The organism is Sulfidibacter corallicola (genome assembly GCF_017498545.1).
GTDB lineage: Bacteria > Acidobacteriota > Holophagae > Acanthopleuribacterales > Acanthopleuribacteraceae > Sulfidibacter > Sulfidibacter corallicola.
The window spans coordinates 10,632,856-10,651,967 of record NZ_CP071793.1; the positions used below are offsets into that span (position 1 = coordinate 10,632,856).

Sequence of the window (19,112 nt, forward strand, 5' to 3'; positions counted from 1 at the left end):
GATCCGTAGACGGCCTTCAGGTCACAAGACCGCTCTACCGTTGGGATGGGTGCCGGAAACACCGGTCCGAGATGTCATGGGACGGGCGGGAAGCACACGCGACCGATGGCCAAACCTCACGGGATCACCCGGAAGGGAGACTCGGCAACCCGTCGGAATGGCCCGGGTCCAGGGCTGGCTTCCCGTCGAGAACGACTCGGCCAATGCGGCATGATCGTTTGGTACTCGCTAGGGCATCTGTCAAAATCGTTTTTCTAAAAAATTTACTATTGTGTTGAAGTAGCTTTTTTACTTGTTCGAATGAACAATCATTGCTTCCCGAAATATTACTCACACACCGCCCGAGAGACCATCCTATAAAAATAGGATTTTTCCGTGAGCGCATCGTTTTTACAGACCAAACAGTCACGCCCATCGGTTACTTGGGTACCGAGCGCGCCGGCATGCCCCTCCTTCAGAGAGAGACCCTGCAAGGACATGACGTCATCTCCGCAGGGGAGCGATGGGGATGGGGAGCGATGGGGACAGGTGGGGAGCGATGGGGACAGGCACCCCTAACCCATTGGAAGCAGACTATTTTGTCCACCAATCACACGAATGGACACGAATCAATTCATTTTCACCGGGCTGCCAACGCGGTGCCGCCGCCAATTCAAAAATTCGGGAACACGGGAGCCGAAGATGGTTTTTAAATTCGTGTCAATCGGTGTGATTCGTGGACAGACTTTTGTGCCAAAGATGAACAAGGAATGGCTCCTATGAAGGTCGCAGAAGAATCGCAGGGAAGAAAATCATGGAGAGCTAGTTCCAGCAACGGCCACCATCTCGCCGGCCTCCATACGGGATTCCTTCCTTCTCAGCTTCCCGGTTTTTTCTCGTTCACGCCTTTCTTTGTAACTGCCGGCACCCACACCGACCCCATCAAGCCTGGCGTTCTTCGAGCTCGAAGCCGGTTTTTCCCTGATCGAAGCGTGACTCGGCCCTTTCTTCGCCCTCCGGACACCGGACCGAGCGCAAAAGGGCTTCGAAAAAAACCCAACAAACTGCATGATGAATTCAGAGATAGCTCGGAGCGGTTCGATTCGAATGCTTCCGAAAGTCACGGGAGGTTGCGTCCTTGGAAATTTGGATGATTCTCGGCGCGTTGGCGCTCGTCGTGGCTGTCGGAGTCGGCCCAGCCCTTTCGAGCGGGTTCCTCAACCGGAAAGGCCGCAAAAAATGGAGATCGGGCCTGAAAGATCTGGGCTTTCTCCCGGAAGGGGACGGCGCTTGGTCCGGTACCTTTCAGGGTTCCAAGTTCCGCTACGATCCCAAAAAAAACCAACTCCAATTGACCTTCTCCCACCCGATGTCCCTACCCTTCGAATTGAAGCCGGTGCGGCCCGATCGTTTGCATCTTCGAAAACCGGGGCAACGGCTCACGGGTGATCCGGAATTCGACCACGCCTATACCCTCACCACCCAGGATCCCTCTTCCGTGATCTACTTTGGAGAGCAGGTGCGGGATACCTTGAAGTACTGGTCCAACTTCTGGTTGGATCATCAAATCATGGTGGTCGTCCCCTCCCACGACATCATGGATGCCCGGTTCCCGGTGAGCGCCCAACTCACCAGGCTTCACGAACTGGACCGCGTGCTGGGCTCCGATGCGAGCCTGGCCAAGCGATGTATCCACAACCTCGCCACGGACAGCCTGACGGAATTCCGCACCATCAATGCCCACATCCTGCTCCAGATCCCCGTGGCCACCACGGATGTTCAATATCTCCAGGAAATGGTCGACATCCATTGGCACCTGCCTCTCCGTTTGTTTCTCGCGCTGTTCGACGCCGCCGACAAGGTCGGTGCATTTCGCCCATTGGTGCGGGAATGCACGATCCAGACGGAGGACCTGCTGTGGCACATCCTCGAGAAGCTGGAATTGTCGGACCGCCTGCCCTTGGTTCGCGAGGCGCTGGAGAATCCCGACCTGGTTCGTGAGGCGCTGGCCAGGGTCGTCGCCCATCGAGACCACGATGCCATTCCCGTCATCCTTCGAAATTTCGACACGCCGTGGTGGGGCGACTACCGGCGCGAGGCCATCGAGGCGCTCGCTCGATTCGAGGACCCGCGCATCGGTCCCTTTTTGGCGAAAGCGCTGGACGGTGCGTGGAAAACCGAGCAGATCGAAATCGCGAAGGCCCTGGGCAGGTGCGGCGGCTTCGCCCAAATCGAACCATTGGCCCTCGCCCGCGAACAGGCACGGGGCAAGTACCGGCGAATTCTCGACGAAGCCATCGCCCGGATTCAGGACCGCGTGGGCGCCGGTGACCAGGGATGGTTGACCGTCAGCCCGATGAGCGACGATCGCGGCGCGCTCAGTCCCGCGGACGACTCATCGCGGGGTGACCTGAGCCCGGTGGACCACGAAGCGAAGTGAAAGCGATGGCAAGGAAAGCGATGGGGACAGCCACCTGCAAAACTTTGGTTTCATGAGCGATGGGGACAGTCACCTTCAAAACTTTGGTTTCATGTAGTTTATATGGTTTCCTCTTTGAACACTCAATCAGGAATCCTGGAACCACCGAAACCAGGAATCGGTTGGTCGATCCTCCCGAACGAGAAACCAAGCGACAACAGCCACCACCTCGCCGGCCTCCATCCTGGCTTCCTTCCTTCAGGGCTTTCTGATTTTTCCCATGGGAGTCCACAAAAACCAGCCAGAGTTTGGGTTGTTTCGATACCCACTTGCTTCGCTCGAGCATGTTGGGCGATTCTCATGTAAATTCCTGGGAAATCATCCTCACAACAAGTTCAGGCAACAGGGCATTCCACGCTAAAATAATCGCAATGGAGCGTGCCCATGAGTAAGACCACACTTTCAAATCTAAAGGAAATGAGCGTCGCAGATCGGCTGCAGATGATTCAACTGATTTGGGACAGTATCGAGTCGACCGAAAGAGGATTACCCCTGACACCGAGCCAAGAGCAGGAGCTCGATCGGCGTTTGGCAAACTATGAAGAGAATCCCGATCAGGTGACACCCTGGTCTGAAATCAAAAACGACTTGCTCGGTAATCGATGAAAAAAATCGTCTTCTATAGGGATGCCAAGAGGGAGACCCAAGAAGCATATAAGTGGTACGAGGAGAGAGCCGTCGGTTGGGGGCCAAGTTCATCCAAGCCTTAGATAGAACACTTTTGAACATCAGCGAAAACCCGGAAGGCTTTCACCCGATTCGAAACCCAATCAGGCAAGCGCTATCGAAGCGATTTCCTTACGCCATTCTATTTAAAGAGGAACCCGATTCAATTGTCGTGATTGCGGTTTTTCATCAAAGCAGAGACCCAGAGACCTGGAAATCCCGCGGATAACACCCATCAACATCCGCAGAACAGAAGTGCCTGGAAAACGGTGCCCAGCAACAGCCACCACCCCTCCGGCCGCATTCCGGGATTCCTTTCTTCATGGCTTCCAGATTTTTTCCCTGCGTGCGCTCCACTCAAAAAAGGCGGCCTCTCGAGAGACCGCCTCGCGTTGCGACTCACTCGGCCGGAAGGACCGTGATCGTCACCGTCGCGGTGGAACCGCCCGGCAAGGTGTACGTGAACGAGGTGTCACCCACGAACGGTGAATAGGCCAGGTACTGGAAATCCCCGTTGGTGTAGACCAGCGCGCCTGGCACGTTGCTGGTGTGCTCCGGCGGCGTGAAGCGCGAATGCTCGAAGTACACGTCGTTGGCGAACGTGTTCAGCGTGATGCTCTGCCCTTGAACCACCGTGTAGGCATCGTCCCGCGCGATGTTCTCGGTCGGACCGGGCGCGAAGATCACGAACTGCCCCTGTGATTCCAGGTGCCCGTCGGTCACCCAATAGGTCACCGTGTAGGTTCCGGGCCGCCAGACCTGACAGGAAAACCCCTTCCGATCCGGTGACGGGAACAACGACAGATAGCTTGCACCGTTGGTGCTGTAGCGAGAAATGGTCAGATCGTCGCCATCCGGATCGGAGTCGTTCGCCACCACGGGAAACGAGTTCACGATCCTGCCCACCGATACTTCCAGGTAGTCGTCGCCGACCTCCGGCGCCTGGTTGGGCCCGTGGATCTCGATGGTGACGGTGGCGTAAGCGGCATTGAACCCATCCCAAATCCCGTAGCTCAACGTCTCCACGCCCGGTACGGCGTCGGCGTTCGGGGTGTAGATCCAGTCTTCCCCATCGGCGACCAGGGTGCCCATGGTCGGACTTCCGGCCCACTGCATCCGCAGGACGGTGCCCTCGTTGGGATCGTAATCGTTGGCCATCGGATTGAATCGCACCGAGGACCCCAAGTGGACCGTGACCAGATCGTCGACGGCCACCGGCGGCAAATCACCGTCGGTCACATCGATCGTGACGGTCGTGGTGGATTGATGGACGCCGTCGGAGACCGTGTAGGAAAAGGTCACGCGCGCCTCTTGGTAGCAGATGTACTCGATCACCTGTCCGCCGCTGACGAACCCGTAGCCAGGACTGACGGGCGACATGGAAACAATGTGCAATACGTTGCCGTCGGCGTCCTGGTCGTTGGCCAGCACGTCCATGACCAGGCGATGCCCGACAAACACCTCGTAATGGTCGGGCTCGGCCAGCGGGGCGCTGGGACTGACGACCGTGAAATAGGCGACGCCCTCGGCGCTGCCCCCACGCGCATCCACGGCGCGATACCGAATTTGGGTTTCACCCGAGTCCGCGGGGGAAGGCTCGAACCAAAACCCTCCGTCTTCATTCAGTTGGAAGGTCCCCAGATCGGGGCCGTCCACCAGCTCGACGCTCAGGGTATCGCCGTCCAAATCGATGTCGTTGCCCAACAGGCCGGGCGCGGGCACGATCAATCGGTCGGGCACCCGAACCGTGTAGTAATCGGTGATCGCCAAGGGCGGTTTGTTGCCAGGCGTGACGGTGATGGTGCCGTTCGCGTAACTGGTGTCGCCGTGTTGGTTCTCGATCCCGTAGAGGAAGGTGACCGGACCCTGGGCGTTGGCGACGGGCTCGAAGGTGAACGAACCGTCTTCCGCCAGCGTCAACCGGCCCACTTGCGGCTGCGCGACCAGAAAGGCGCGCAGCGTATCGCCCGCCCCTGCCCGATCGTTTGCCAGCAAACCGGGCGAAGCCACCGTGAGCACGGAATCCCACGAAGTGGTGTATTGGTCATCGAAGGCCGCAACGCCATCCTGGGCGAAGGCCGAAAAAGAGGCCGCAAACAGCAAGGCGGCGGCAAAGACCGAAATAGATTTCATGGCTGATTTCTCCTTAGATCATCGATTCAAAGGTCGGAACGAGGTCTTCGCGATTCACGTGGCAATCCGTGCCTCATCCGGGGAACCCACGTGGTTCCTGCGAAGGCGACGGATGATTCGCATAACCGCGCACGTCGGCCAGAAGGCGGATCCCATCGAAAACCGCAATCAAGCGAACTCGGAAGGTCGTTCGCGATCGATCGGAATCCGGAAACCCGCCTGGCCATACGAGCGCACAACTCGCCCCTATGCGGACGAGGTGGCGGTGAGAAGGTCGGATGCCGTCAGTCGAGGGGTAGGCGGATAAGCGACTGAAAGATCCCGTGAGAGGAGTGGAAACGAACGGAGTGCAGCGAGCGCATCACAAGCGCCCAGAACCGAAAACCCCTTTCAGAGCGAGGTAGGGGCCGGAGAGCCATTTCGTGAGTCGCGACAAGCAACCTCGAGGCATGGGAACCGTGATCGCGGCACATCGAGGGGCCCGAATCAAATCAGACCACCAAAAACTCCAAAGCTAGTAGATTTTTGAAAATCTTGAATTCGCGTATTTTCCGTAATTACGGGACAGGCACATCTTAGACGCATGGATTTTGACGCGTCAATCTCTATTTTTCAATCCTCATGATGGGTTGACCATACGGGATTGAATCGTGCGAAAAAGGTCTGCCGCCGTTTCATCCTCAACCAAACGCTGCTGATGGGCGAACTTCACGCGATTCAGTTCGCCACTTCGCTCGACTCCATTTTCGCAACCGCCAAGGCCGCCGCGGCACGTCTTTTCCAATGGAAAACCGCGCAGCCTTGTGAGCAGCCTCAAACCCAGGACATTCGCCTGCAGCAACCGCCCATCGAATATCCATTCCATTCCGCATGGTTTTTCGCTTGCAATGTCCTGAAAAATGGGCCAAAAACAACCGCGACGTCCCGTGTGATCGCGATTCATCCTTGCCGGTTGGGATCTATGGAAAAACAGTTCGCCGACATCGTGGAAAAGGCTCGAACCCTGTCTGGAGAGGAGCGAACCGCCTACCTCGATTCGGTGTGCGCGGGCGATCCGGATTTAACCCGTAAGGTCCAGGAGCGGCTGACCTCGATATCGGAGACAACACCCACCCCGGAAGGATCCCCCGATACCATGACGAGCCTGCCGCCCGATTCGGATACCAACCCCACCCTTTCGCGAAACAAGTTCGCAGGATCGCCCGACTTCGCCTCACCGTTGATCGGCAGCCAGATCGGGCCTTACCGGCTCGAAGAGTCCCTGGGCGAGGGCGGCATGGGTTTGGTCTTTCTGGCGCTCCAAGAGGAACCCGTGCGCCGTCACGTGGCAATCAAGATCATCAAACCGGGCCTGGCCTCGAACGAAATCATGCGACGGTTCGCAGCCGAAGAGCAGGCCCTCGCCATGATGAACCACCGCAACATCGCCAAGATGTACGAGGCCGGCATGACGGACCAGGGCCTGTCCTATTTCGTGATGGAACACGTGCCGGGCAAACCGATCACGCGCTATTGCGACGACCACCAACTGCCGACGCGATCCCGCCTGGAGCTCTTCACGCAAGTGTGCGCCGCCATTCAACACGCCCACCAGAAAGGGATCATCCATCGCGATATCAAACCCTCGAACATCCTGGTCACCGAAACGGACGGCGGACCCGAGGTCAAGGTCATCGACTTCGGCATCGCCAAGGCCCTGCACGCGTCCCTGACCCAGCAGACCCTGGAAACCGAAATCGGTCAGGTCATCGGGACGCTGGAATACATGAGCCCGGAACAGGCGAACTTCTCGACACGGGACATCGATACCCGTAGCGACGTCTACTCGCTGGGTGTCCTGCTCCACGAATTGATCACCGGCAAGAAACCGCTGAGCATCAAGGATTTGGAAACGCCCAATCTCTTCGCCATCCAGAGGATGATCCTCGAAGGGGAACCGAAGAAACCCAGTACCCTCATTTCCCGCCAGGCCGGCCCGGAGGTCGAGGCGATCGCCAAGTGCCGCGGTACCTCGATCGACGAGTTGAAGCGATCGATCGACGGCGACCTCGATTGGATCCTGTTGAAGGCCCTGGACAAGGACCGCTCGCACCGGTACCAATCGCCCCAGGGCCTGAAGGAAGACATGGTGCGGTACCTCGACGGCCAGGTAGTGCTGGCCGGATCGCCGTCCACCTGGTACCGCTTCAAAAAGTACGCACGCCGCCACCGGGTCGTCGTGGCTTTCGCCGGGCTGATCCTGGCCGCCCTCGTCAGCACCTTTTTCGGGATCAGTCACGGCCTGATCCAGGCGCGCGAGGCCAACGCGAAAGCGGAAACCACCATCGCCCTGCTGGAGGAGCTGCTGGTCTCCGTCGAGCCCGAGCGCGAAGGTCCCAACCTCAAGGTGACGACCTTGCTGGATTCGTTCGAGTCGCGCCTGGCCCAGGTGACCGATCGCGACGTCAAGACCCGCCTCTCGAAAACCTTCGCCAAGACCTACAACATGCTCGGCGAGGATGAAAAGGCGGTCGCACTCTACCGATCGGTCCTCGAAACGCTCGACCCATCCCGCGCTGCCGACCATCTGGCCATCATCCGGGTCGAGAACCAGATGTATCGCGTGCTTCTGGAAGGCACCCCGACCAACGCCATCAAAGACCAGATCCACGCGGTCGTCGCGAAAAGCACCTCCTGGCTGGGCCTGACGCACGCCGAGACCCTGGTCGCCAGTTGGAACCTGGCCGCGATCAACAACAAGCTCGGTCTGAACGACGAGGCCTACATCCAGGCGCAATCGGTCCTTTCCCACTGCAAAAAGGTGTACAGCCCGTTTCATCCCGAAACCATTCGAACGATGATGCTCCTTTCCAGCATTCTCACGGAGCTGGGACGCCCCGATGCGTCCCTGGAAATGGAAAAGGACATCCTGGCCATGTGCCATCGCGCGTACGGCGCGGAGCATCCCAAAACGCTGACGGCCAAGAGCAATTACGCCAGCGGCCTGTACGAACGCGGCGCCTACCTCGAAGCCTACGAGCTGTTCCAGGAGTGCCTACCCCAGGTCACCCGCGTATTTGGCGAAGACCACCCCCAGACCGTGGCGGTCGCCGAAAACCTGGCCTTGACCTACAGCTTGTTCGGCCAGTACGAGGAAGCCCTGGCGCTCTTCGAGGGGTTGCTGGCGAGTTCCATCCGCAAGGTGGGCGAACACCACATTCAAACCCTCTGGATCAAGGAAAGCTTGGCCGACGTGTACAGCGACGCGGGCCGCTACGAGGAAGCCCTGGCCCTGATCGAACAGACCTTCGCCCAATGGACCCGCGAATTGGGCGCCGATCACCCGGAAACGCTCTGGTCACAGGAAAACCTGGCCCTGATCTACGCGGATATGGGTCGCTTCGAGGAGGCGATTCGCACCCAAACCACGGTGGTCCGCGCCAGGAAAAACCTGCTTGGCGAGGCCCATCCGGACGTTCATTACAGCCTCGCCCTGCTCCGGATGTTCGAGGCCCATGCGGACACCGCCAAGGCACTGGCCCGCTTCGATCAAGCTTTCGCCCAGGTGCAACTGGCCGACGAGCGATTTTCGGCACTGCTCACGCTGGTGCAACTCCTGAGACGGGTGGACCGGGAAGAACACGCGGGCCCATACTACGCCCAGCTCTTCGACCTGTTCAAAGACACCATCGGTTTCAGGCAGCCGCGCGCGCAAACCTTCCTGCAACACTATCACGCCTTTTGTGTGAAGCAGGGGCAGGCGGAAAAAGCCGAGCAACTCCAAGGGCTGATGGAGGAGTAAGGGCGATCCCTGCCTTCCTCGGCCATAAAGCGAAGCCGCGTCACCTCTCGGTGGAGATCGGCACCCCTTCGATGTGCCACCACTCGGGGATAACCTCGAGATATAAATATTTCAAATCTTTCGAACAAATACATTCACAAGAAAACACTTCGAAACAATTTAATTTTCCAAAAAACAGCTTTATACTACGATCATTCGATTCAAGTAAATCCATTCAAGAGCTTCCTCCTTCATAAATGCCATATTTGGTTTTCGCCTGCTTGGTCGGTAACGCCAACGACTCGAGATATCTGCGGATGAAGGCGCCAGATCCCGTAATCGCTCCAATCTGGAATCGGAGGCTCCATGCAGCCCTTGATATTTGGGTTTTTGTTGGTGGGGTTGGGTTATGCAGCCCAGGAAAAAAGCAGTCTACGCTTCGAGCGCTATTCGACCGAAGAAGGACTCTCCCAATTGTCGATCATCTGCATGATGCAGGATCGGCAGGGATTCATGTGGTTCGGAACCCAGACCGGTTTAAATCGATTCGACGGCTATTCGTTCCGCCATTTCACGAACGTTCCCGGCGACCCCCATTCCATCAGTCACAACTATATCCTTTCCATCGCAGAGGACGGGGAGGGCAACATATGGATCGGTACTCGCGGTGGCGGGCTCAATCGCTTCAGCCCCGAGTCCCAACGTTTCGAGGTGTTCCGCCATCACAGAAACAACCCACAGTCACTCAGCCATGACGAGATCCATGCAATTGCAGTAGATTCACACGGTGTGATTTGGATGGGAACCAAAAATGGCCTCACCGGTTTCAACCCCGTCACGCGCCGTTTCGACGTTTTTCGCCATCAAAAGGGCGACCCACGCTCACTCAGCCACAACACCGTTCATGCGCTCGGGCTGGATAGGCACGGAATCCTCTGGGTGGGTACCGACAACGGACTCAACCGGTTCGATCCGTTAACCCGACAATTCCTGGTGTTCCGTCATGAAACGCATGGTTCGCGTTCGCTCGGCCAAAACAGTATTAAAACAATCCTCCTGGACACCCACGACACCCTTTGGGTCGGGACCAGAGGGGGCGGACTCAACCGGTACGGTCTAAAAACGGGCCTGTTCGAAACCTATCGCCACGAATCGGGCAATCCGCATTCCCTCAGCGATAACGAGATCAATGCAATCGTCTCGAACCGCAATGGCATCTTGTGGATAGGCACCGAGTCGGGGGGGCTCAACCGCTTCGACCCACAGACCCGCCGGTTCGAGGCCTTCCGCCACGTGGAAGGTGATCCACACTCTATCAGCGACAATCGGGTCGTGTCGGTTGCGGAAGATCGCCAGGGAAACCTCTGGATCGGAACTTGGAATGCGGGGCTCAACCGCTTCGACCCACAGACACAGCGGTTCGGTTCGTTTCGACACGAACCGGGAAAACCCAATTCCCTCAGTCAAAACTTTGCGTATGCGATCACGGGAGATCGAGGCGGTGCACTTTGGATTGGCACACTCGACGGCCTAAACCACTTCGATCCCCAAACGGGTCGCTTCGAGGTCTTCCGTAACCAATCGAAAAACCCTGGTTCACTCAGCCATAACAAGGTCAAAGCGCTGACCGTGGACCGTCAGGGCATCCTTTGGATCGGGACCTACGGGGGCGGACTCAACCGTTTCGACGCACACTCCCGCCACTTCGAAGCATTTCGTAAGGACAAGGACGATTCTCATTCTCTCAGCAACGACGACATTTCCACTATCGAGGAGGACCGACACGGCGTACTTTGGATCGGGACTCAGGGTGGAGGTGTCAATCGATTCGATCCCAAGACCAGACGCTTCGAGATCTTCAACCACAACGAAAGTGACCCCCATTCTCTCAGCAACGACGATGTGCTCGCGATTGTAGAGGATCGGAACGGTATCTTGTGGATCGGTACCGCATCCGGACTCAACCGTTTCGACCCCGAGACCCGTCGTTTCGAAGTTTTTCGTCACGACGAGAGCGACCCACATTCCCTCGGGGGGAACTGGATCACCAGTCTCGCAATCAGTTCACTTGGAGAGCTTTGGATAGGAACAAAAAACGCCGGATTGAACCGCTTGGTTTTGCAGGCGGATGGCCCCCTGCGTTTCACCAAATTCACGACCGAAGATGGGCTAGCCGCCAACGCCATCGGCGGCATACTCGAGGATCGCAGACAACTCTTGTGGGTCAGTACGGTTCGGGGAATCTCACGGATCGATCCCAAAACCGGCGTGATCAAAAATTTCGACGAAAAAGACGGCCTTCAAAGTTCAGGCTACTGGATCGGCTCCTATTACAAGGACAGGGAAGGAATCTTCTACTTTGGTGGAACCAAAGGGATCACGTTCTTCAATCCGGAGCGAATCATCAACGATCTCGTCCAACCGAAAGTGGTTCTCACGGCCTTCCGCCTTTTCAACCGGGAAACCCTTCCCACCGAGCCGAATTCACCAATGAAAACAGCCATCGAAGCGACCCGACACATCACATTGGACCACCGCCAAAACCTGTTCTCTATCGAATTTGCGGCCTTGCACTTTGCCCAGCCGACCAAAAATCGGTACGCATACCGACTCGAGGGCTTCGACGAGGATTGGATTCACACCGATGCCAAACACCGAATCGCCACCTACAGCAACCTTCCGGGAGGCGACTACCAGTTCCAGGTCAAAGCCGCCAACAAGGATGGAATCTGGAGTGCCAAACCGGCGTCGATGAATTTGACGATCCTCCCTCCACCTTGGAAAACCTGGTGGGCCTATTCGATTTATTCCCTTGCCGCACTGGCCCTGCTCGGTGCCTTCGTCTGGACCCAACGCCGTAAGGTCGCTTACGAACGAGCGCTCAACGATAGCCTTCGCCAGGTGGATCAGCTCAAGGATCATTTCCTGGCCAATACGTCCCACGAATTGCGGACCCCTCTGAACGGCATCATCGGGCTCGCCGAATCCCTCGTCGACGGAGCCAAGGGAACCCTACCCACCGCCGTCAAAAACGATCTGACCATGTTGATAACCAGTGGACGTTGTCTTTCGACTCTGGTCAACGACATTCTAGATTTCTCGAAGATCAAGAGTCGGAGCTTCGATCTCGACTTGAAATCAGTGGATCTCAAGTCATTGATCGACGTTGTCATAACCATGTCTAAACTCTTGGGTTCCAAAAAGCCGGTCGAACTCATCAATGCCGTCCCCCCCGATTGTACGGTCCGAGCCGATGGTAATCGGCTTCAACAAATTCTTTTCAACCTCATCGGGAACGCAATTAAGTTCACCGACCGAGGCTTCATCAAGATCAAGGCTCGCACGGTGGATGACACAGTCCGGGTCGCAATAGCCGATACCGGCATCGGCATTCCTCGAGAGAAGCACCAACAAATATTCGAAACCTTTGAACAGGCCGAAGGTGCGACGGATCGCTTGCACGGTGGAACCGGACTGGGCTTGGCGATCACCAAACAACTCGTCGAACTCCATGGAGGCACCATTTGGGTTGAGTCGGAAATCGGAAAAGGGTCCACGTTTTTTTTCACCCTGGTTTCCTCTTCCGAAGAGGGCGAGGAGATTACACCACCGGCGCACCGGCAACTGGATGTCTTCAATGAAGACGCCACCGAACCAGGCCCGGTGACCAGGAAATCGGGGGAATTTAAAATCCTCATCGTCGATGACGAACCGATCAACCTCCGTGTGCTAAAAAACCATCTTTCCAATCAGCCATATTCTCTCGTGGAAGCGACCAATGGACCGGAAGCCCTGAAGCTTCTCGACCAGCAGAGTGACATCGACCTCGTTCTCTTGGACATCATGATGCCGCGCATGTCGGGCTACGAGGTGTGTCAAGAGATCAGGAAGACCAAAGCATCCCATCAACTGCCCGTCATTTACCTTTCCGCGAAAAACCAGACCGGAGACCTGGCTCAGGGATTCGAATCCGGAGCCAACGACTACCTCATCAAACCCATATCCCGTGTCGAGCTTCTGGCTCGGGTTCAAAATCACCTCCAACTCTTCGACGCCAATCGGAACCTGGAACAGAAAATCAGGGAACGCACCCGCGAAATCGAGCTTCTCGCCAATATCGGTAGAGAAATCACCGCCAACCTCGATTTTGGGCGAATCGTGGACCTCCTCTACGCCAGATTGACACCGATGATGGATACCCACGAGTTCGGTGTGGGCCTGTACAACCGAGCACAACGCCAGATCACGTTCATACACTATGTGTTCAACGGCCAAAAAATCCCGGACCACATCATTTCGACAACCAATCCCAATCGGCTGTCGGTTCAGTGTGTGCTCAACAACAAAGAAATCGTGCTTGGCGATATTGACCGGGAGTATTCCAAATACGTTTCCAAACTGGAGGGTTATCGGAAAGACGATCTCCTGAAATCCCTCCTTTGCTTTCCCCTGACGAGCCCCCAAAAAGGGGTCATCGGGTTGATCAGCGTCCAGAGCCACCACAAGCATGCCTACAAACACCGCCAGGTGGCCTTGCTTCGTTCCCTCGCGGCATCGACGGCCATCGCTCTGGAAAACACGATGGCATATGAAGCCATTCGCGAAAAGAAAGAGGAAATCCGCCGCGCCCAGACCCAACTGATTCAAGCCGAGAAGATGGCGGGACTGGGTTCCCTCGCGGCAGGCGTGGCTCATGAGATCAACAACCCCACCAATTTCGTGAACGCCGGAACCTACAACCTGCGCGAAACCTTGAAGCGATTCAAGGATTATCTCTTCGATCTCGTCGACGAAGAGGCCGGCGAGGAGTTGACCCAGGCCTTTGGTGCCAAATTCGTCGAAATGTTCGAACAACTGGAAACCATCCATAACGGTGCCCAACGCATTCACAGCATCGTCAAAGACTTGCGAACCTTTTCGCGATTGGACGAGGCCGAAATGAAAACGGTGAACCTCCACGAAGGCATCCGTTCGACTCTGAATCTGGTCAAAACTCAATTTGGGGACAAGATCGAATTCGTGACCCACATGGAAGGGGAATTGATGATGGAGTGTTGGGCGGCGGAGCTCAACCAGGTGTTCATGAATATGCTGATCAACGGGTGCCAGGCGATATTGTCGAAAACCTATGCCGACCATGACCAGGGACGTATGGTGGTCGAAACACGGATCTTGGGCGAACGAGCACGGGTTGTCTTCCGCGACAACGGCTGCGGCATGACACCAGAAATTCAGGCACGGGCATTCGAGCCCTTCTACACCACAAAGACCCTCAACGAGGGCACGGGCCTGGGCCTCTCCATTTCCTACGGCATCATCAAGAAACATCACGGCACCATCGAAATGTCCTCCCGAACCGGAGAAGGTACGGAGTTCGTGATCGAGCTTCCGCTTCATCCCGACGATGTCGGGGACGAGTCCCGTGAAGAAGAAGGGTCCCAACACCGAATGGAAACTCCTTTATTGAACAGTTGAGTCATAGGGTGGAACGAGGAGTGAAGGAATGGCGTTATTCAACAAAAAGAAGCTGGCCGGGGCAAGCGATGCGCAATATCCCAAACCGACGATCATGCTGGTCGATGACGAAGTGGACAACATTAATGTATTGAAGGGTTTGCTTCAAAAAAAATACAGCATTCTCAGCTACCTGGACGGTCAGGAGGCCCTGGAGGCCATCGAGTCCATGAAGCGACCGGAAGAGATTCGGGTCATTATCAGTGACCAGCGCATGCCGCGACTGTCGGGAACCGAGTTTTTCGCCCGTATCATCGAAAGAATCCCGGATACGGTGCGCATCATCCTCACGGGCTACGCGGATTTGGAAGCGATCATGAGCGCCATCAACCAGGCCAACATTTATAAGTTCATCATGAAGCCGTACGATCCCCCGGAACTTCTGATCACCCTGGTTCGGGCCATCGAACACGCCGACATGAAGAAAAAGGTTCGTGACTATACGTTGAACCTCGAATCAATGGTGAAAAAGCGCACCCGCCAACTTCAACAAAAAAACGAGGAGCTGGAGAGAAAAAAAGATCAGTTGGTGATGCAGGAGAAAATGGCGTCATTGGGGACCTTGACCGCGGGAATCGCGCACGAGTTCAAGAATCCACTCAATTTCATCAACAACTTTTCCCAAGTGTCGATCGAACTGATCCACGAGTTCGAAGAGCAATTGAACCTGGCGCGCGGCCAGGTGATCAATCAAACCCTGGTCGAGGAATTCGATGGCATCCTCGACGACATCAAAACGAACGCCAACATCGTATGCGAACACGGCAAACGGGCCAATCACATCGTCGATGCCATGTTGGAAATGGTGCGAGACACCGGAAGAAAAAAGCACGAGATCGATTTCAATCGGTTCGTCGAAGAATACGCCAACATTGCGTTCCACAGTAAGTTCGTCCACGACGAAACCATGGAGATCACCCTTTCCTTCGATCTGGATCCAAACATTGGAAGAGTCGAAGTGAGTCCTCAAAACATGGGCCGCACCATCCTCAACCTCGTGAACAATGCATTGGAGGCGGTTTGCGAAGCACCCGGGCAGGCACACCCCTCGGTGGGAATCAAAACCGTCAGAGAAGCGGATGGATGCGTCCTTCTCATCGAGGACAACGGCATCGGAATCCCCGAACCCAATCTCGCCAGGCTGTTCACTCCCTTTTTCACGACGAAGGCGACGGGGTCAGGCCACATCGGGCTCGGTCTTTCGGTCTGCTACGACGTCGTGGTCCAAGAACACGGCGGACAGATCAAGGTCGACAGCGTGGATGGTCAACAAACCACGGTGCGGGTCACCTTGCCGGATTCCCTGCTAACCCACTCGAGCCAGGTCGAATTGCTCGCCGAAAAAACATACCAGTAAAAGGTCAAGTTTCGATCCCAGTCCCGGCGGGCCCGCGGGTACAAAGGTCACCAATCCGAAACCAGCCCCAACCATCCAAGCCATTCCCCTCGTCTTCTCCTGGCGTGCATGGTGCGCCATTGCCTCTGGCTGTGATCGATCAGGGCCAGAAGCTCCCCGAAGGAAGACCCACGGTACGAGAAAGCGAGTGCACCAAACCGATACCTTACCCAAGGCGTCGGCCGAATCCGATCGATCGCGCCAGGGCGCACGATCCCGCCCCGGCGCAGTGCGAAACATCCCAAACCGGGCTCAGCTCTTGCCTTGCAGCGCCGCCGTGTTGTCGTTGAACCAGTCGTCGCTGGCGAGGCTGGTGAACGTGATGCCGCTGCCCGGGCTGAAGTCGAGTTCCTTCAGCTCGATGGCCCGGATGTTCTGGTTCTGGGCCGTGGCGTAGTAGAACACCACGTTCGTGTGGTCCCGGACCGTCTTCCACAAGGTGTAGTCGTAGGAGTTCCGCGGGACCTCCGGCTTGCCGTCGCTACCGTACAACAGCAACACCTCGTCCTGGCACACACTCACCCGGTTGACCACCTGCAGCGCGTACTGCACCCCGGCCCGCTGGTCGTATTGGCTGGGAATGCAGCGCCGCAACTTGGCCGCGCGCGCGAAACGCGACGGCGACGAGCTGTCTCCCGGCATGCCCAACATGCCGCCCGCCAACACCTCGCTCTGGTAGCCGTTGCCTTCCGTGACCCGGTACCGACCGTTCTCGCCCTTCTTCATCTGGACGTACTTGTCCTGTGCGTTGTCCTTGTTCGTCAGTGCGTTGAAGAAATAGTTGAGCCGAATGACGTGCCAGTCGAAGGTCGGTCCGTTGGTCAGCACACCGACGGAGTTGTCGTAAAAGACCTTTTCGCCGTTCAGGAACTCGACCACCAAGCTCTTGCCGCTGGGATCGTGAACCGACAGGTGCATCGGCTCGATCGTCTGCCACGCCTCGGGGAACCACACGATCACGTCGTGCAACTTGCGCTGGATGTCATCCACCGTCGCGCAGGTCCCCAACAGGTAACTCACCAACTGGTTGACGTCCAGGCACCGGCTGTCCTCGCTCGGCGAGCTGACCGGCTCGTACTCGGTGTAGCTGAGCCACAAGGCCGCCACCGACAACCCTTTCTCGTTGAGTCCCTCCAAAAAGGCCTCCATGGTGGCGTCCTCACCCTTGACCGGCCCCTCGCTGCTGAAATGCATCGAGATACCCACGAAACCGTAGTCACTGGTCCACGCGTAACCCGGCTTCTTGTCGGGTGCGAACGCTTTGAAATGGGTGCCCGCCGGCACCTTGTACAGGGGGTAGCTCACGTCGGGTGAGGGCGAAAAATCACAGGTCCGGCCGGAAATGATGGTGGGGTTCGACCCCTCGAAGGGCAAGATGAAATCGGTGCACATGACGCTCTCCTCTCGATGTCTGTGGTCGTTTGCGCGCGTTGGTTCAGGTGCCGTCGGGACGGTCGCGCATGGGCGCCTTCTCGGCCTGCAGCATGTCTTGCAACGTCTCGGCGTAAATCACCACGTTCAGCTTCAACTGCGCGATGGAAAACTGCTCGTTCTTCTGGTGGAACCGCAGCAGGGTGGGATCGAAGGTCGTCGTCCCCGGGGGAAAGAAATCGACGGGGCCGAACGACACGTGGTTCTTGACCAGCATCATGTAATTGGCCCCGGCACCCACCGTCAACACGGGATCGTGGCCATTGACCCCCTTGTAGGCGCCCTTCACGAGGTTCAACAGAGCGTCGTCGCCAGGAATGTAGTAGGAGGTGTACACGGCCCCCTCGCCGGGCGGTGGCACGGTCCCGCCGAACTCGGCCACGGATTTGGTGGCGGCCTCGATGACTTCCTGGTCGCTATTGCCCAAACCGATCCGGAAATTGACCGCCAATTTCAGCAGCCCCTTGCCGTCGTCCCCGATCACCCCGGGATTGGCCGAACTCCCCACGTAGATCTGCGCCGACACCCCTGGCGGGATGAGCACGTCCGACGGCGCGTTCAGCGGCACACCCAAGCCGCTGGCGTCCGTGCTCAGGCCGATCTTGGTGGCCATGAACCCGAACACGCGGCGGTACACGTCGTCCGGCAGGTCACTCATCTGGGAACCCACCAGGGCCACCTCGACGATCGCGTTCTTGCCCTCTTCGGGCGTACTGCCGTGGGCCGCCACTCCCTTGGCGTACAGGACCAAATCGCCCTCGGGCACGTTCTCGATCCGGTACTCCTTGGCGAAGTCCGCGAAATCGGCCACGCCCAGGTTGGCCTCGTAGGGTGCCGTCACCCCGTAAAACCGATCGGACTTACCGGACTTCAACTCGGCCGTCACTTCTTCGACCAGGGAAGTCAACTGTTTGCGGGTCTTGGCCACGTTGCGGCTCTTGATGACCGCGAACGAGAAATCGGGCACGGTATTGATCACGGTGCCGCCCTGCCAGTGAATCACGCGATGGGGCGCCTTGTCCGCATCGGCCGGTGTCGGCGTATTGAAGTGGAAGTGAAGATCGGCGATGCCCTTCTGGCCCTGAACGATGTAGACCCCGTCCGGCACGATCCCGAAATCGGGCTGCTTCTCTTCCTGAAAGTAGCGCGTCATCGACTCGAAATTCTTTTCCTCTTTGGTGCCGAGCACGATCCGCAACTTGCGCTTGAACGCCAGACCGTTGTCGATCAGGGTCTTGGCGCCGAACAACACACCGGCCAAGGCGCCCTTGTCGTCTTGCGAACCCCGGCCCCAGACCACGCCGTCGACGATCTTGCCGCTGAAGGGCGGTTGCTCCCATTGGGGCAGCTCCTCCGCCGAGATCGGTACCACGTCCAGGTGGATCAGGGCCCCGACGACTTCTTCGCCCTGGCCGTATTCCAACACGCCCACCAGGCCGCCGGCCGCCTTGCGCGCCGTGAATCCCATGGTCTTGCCGGTCTCGAGCACGTAGTCCATCAACGCCACGGTTTCCGGTTTCAGCTCGTAGCCGTAGTCTTCCACCGACTCGAATTGAACGGTTTTGACCAGAAAGGCCAACATCTGTTCGGTGTCGGCCTCGGCCGCGGCGCGAATCGCCTCGCTGCTCACCTCGGGCAAGGTGCCCGCCGGCGGCTTGGCATCGCCACCCCCTTCGGGATGCGACGACTGGGTACAGGCCGGTACCAGCAGGCACAGCCACAAAAGGGTCATCATCGTTTTTCGCAACATCACA

General features: G+C 57.3%; 10 protein-coding genes. 6 read left to right on the forward strand and 4 right to left on the reverse strand.

Going from position 1 to position 19,112, the window contains the following annotated elements; all coding sequences use genetic code 11:
- Window positions 1-1,117: 1,117 nt before the first annotated feature.
- The 3 genes from J3U87_RS31885 to J3U87_RS35445 all read left to right on the forward strand — a co-directional run bounded on the left by J3U87_RS31885 (window position 1,118) and on the right by J3U87_RS35445 (window position 3,353).
- Complete coding sequence (locus J3U87_RS31885) at window positions 1,118-2,419, forward strand: HEAT repeat domain-containing protein (protein ID WP_237379854.1); 1,302 nt, start codon at window positions 1,118-1,120, stop codon at window positions 2,417-2,419.
- 423 nt (window positions 2,420-2,842) lie between these two features.
- Complete coding sequence (locus J3U87_RS31890; protein ID WP_237379855.1) at window positions 2,843-3,064, forward strand: addiction module protein; 222 nt, start codon at window positions 2,843-2,845, stop codon at window positions 3,062-3,064.
- 52 nt (window positions 3,065-3,116) lie between these two features.
- Window positions 3,117-3,353 carry a type II toxin-antitoxin system RelE/ParE family toxin gene (locus tag J3U87_RS35445; protein ID WP_420038236.1) on the forward strand — a complete coding sequence of 79 codons (237 nt, stop codon included), beginning with the start codon at window positions 3,117-3,119 and terminating at the stop codon, window positions 3,351-3,353.
- Between the two features lie 170 nt (window positions 3,354-3,523).
- Here J3U87_RS35445 and J3U87_RS31895 read toward each other — a convergent pair whose 3' ends face one another.
- Entirely contained in the window at window positions 3,524-5,257 is a 1,734-nt protein-coding gene (locus tag J3U87_RS31895; RefSeq protein WP_237379856.1) for an Ig-like domain-containing protein, read from the reverse strand.
- Window positions 5,258-5,876: 619 nt separating this feature from the next.
- Window positions 5,877-6,122, reverse strand: coding sequence for a hypothetical protein (locus J3U87_RS31900; RefSeq protein ID WP_237379857.1), 246 nt, complete (start codon window positions 6,120-6,122; stop codon window positions 5,877-5,879).
- Window positions 6,123-6,218: 96 nt separating this feature from the next.
- On the opposite strand from J3U87_RS31900, the gene J3U87_RS31905 reads away from it, so the two are divergent.
- The 3 genes from J3U87_RS31905 to J3U87_RS31915 all read left to right on the forward strand — a co-directional run bounded on the left by J3U87_RS31905 (window position 6,219) and on the right by J3U87_RS31915 (window position 15,888).
- A complete protein-coding gene (locus tag J3U87_RS31905) occupies window positions 6,219-9,038 on the forward strand; it encodes a tetratricopeptide repeat-containing serine/threonine-protein kinase (protein WP_237379858.1) in 2,820 nt (939 codons plus the stop codon).
- A 345-nt stretch (window positions 9,039-9,383) separates the two neighbouring features.
- Window positions 9,384-14,492: a two-component regulator propeller domain-containing protein gene (locus J3U87_RS31910; protein ID WP_237379859.1), complete on the forward strand. Its 5,109-nt coding sequence runs from the start codon at window positions 9,384-9,386 to the stop codon at window positions 14,490-14,492.
- Window positions 14,493-14,520: 28 nt separating this feature from the next.
- On the forward strand, window positions 14,521-15,888 hold the full coding sequence (locus J3U87_RS31915) for an ATP-binding protein (RefSeq protein WP_237379860.1): 1,368 nt from the start codon (window positions 14,521-14,523) through the stop codon (window positions 15,886-15,888).
- A 291-nt stretch (window positions 15,889-16,179) separates the two neighbouring features.
- Here J3U87_RS31915 and J3U87_RS31920 read toward each other — a convergent pair whose 3' ends face one another.
- Window positions 16,180-17,319 carry a linear amide C-N hydrolase gene (locus tag J3U87_RS31920; RefSeq protein WP_237379861.1) on the reverse strand — a complete coding sequence of 380 codons (1,140 nt, stop codon included), beginning with the start codon at window positions 17,317-17,319 and terminating at the stop codon, window positions 16,180-16,182.
- Window positions 17,320-17,362: 43 nt separating this feature from the next.
- Window positions 17,363-19,108, reverse strand: coding sequence for a M20/M25/M40 family metallo-hydrolase (locus tag J3U87_RS31925; protein WP_237379862.1), 1,746 nt, complete (start codon window positions 19,106-19,108; stop codon window positions 17,363-17,365).
- Window positions 19,109-19,112 lie beyond the last annotated feature (4 nt).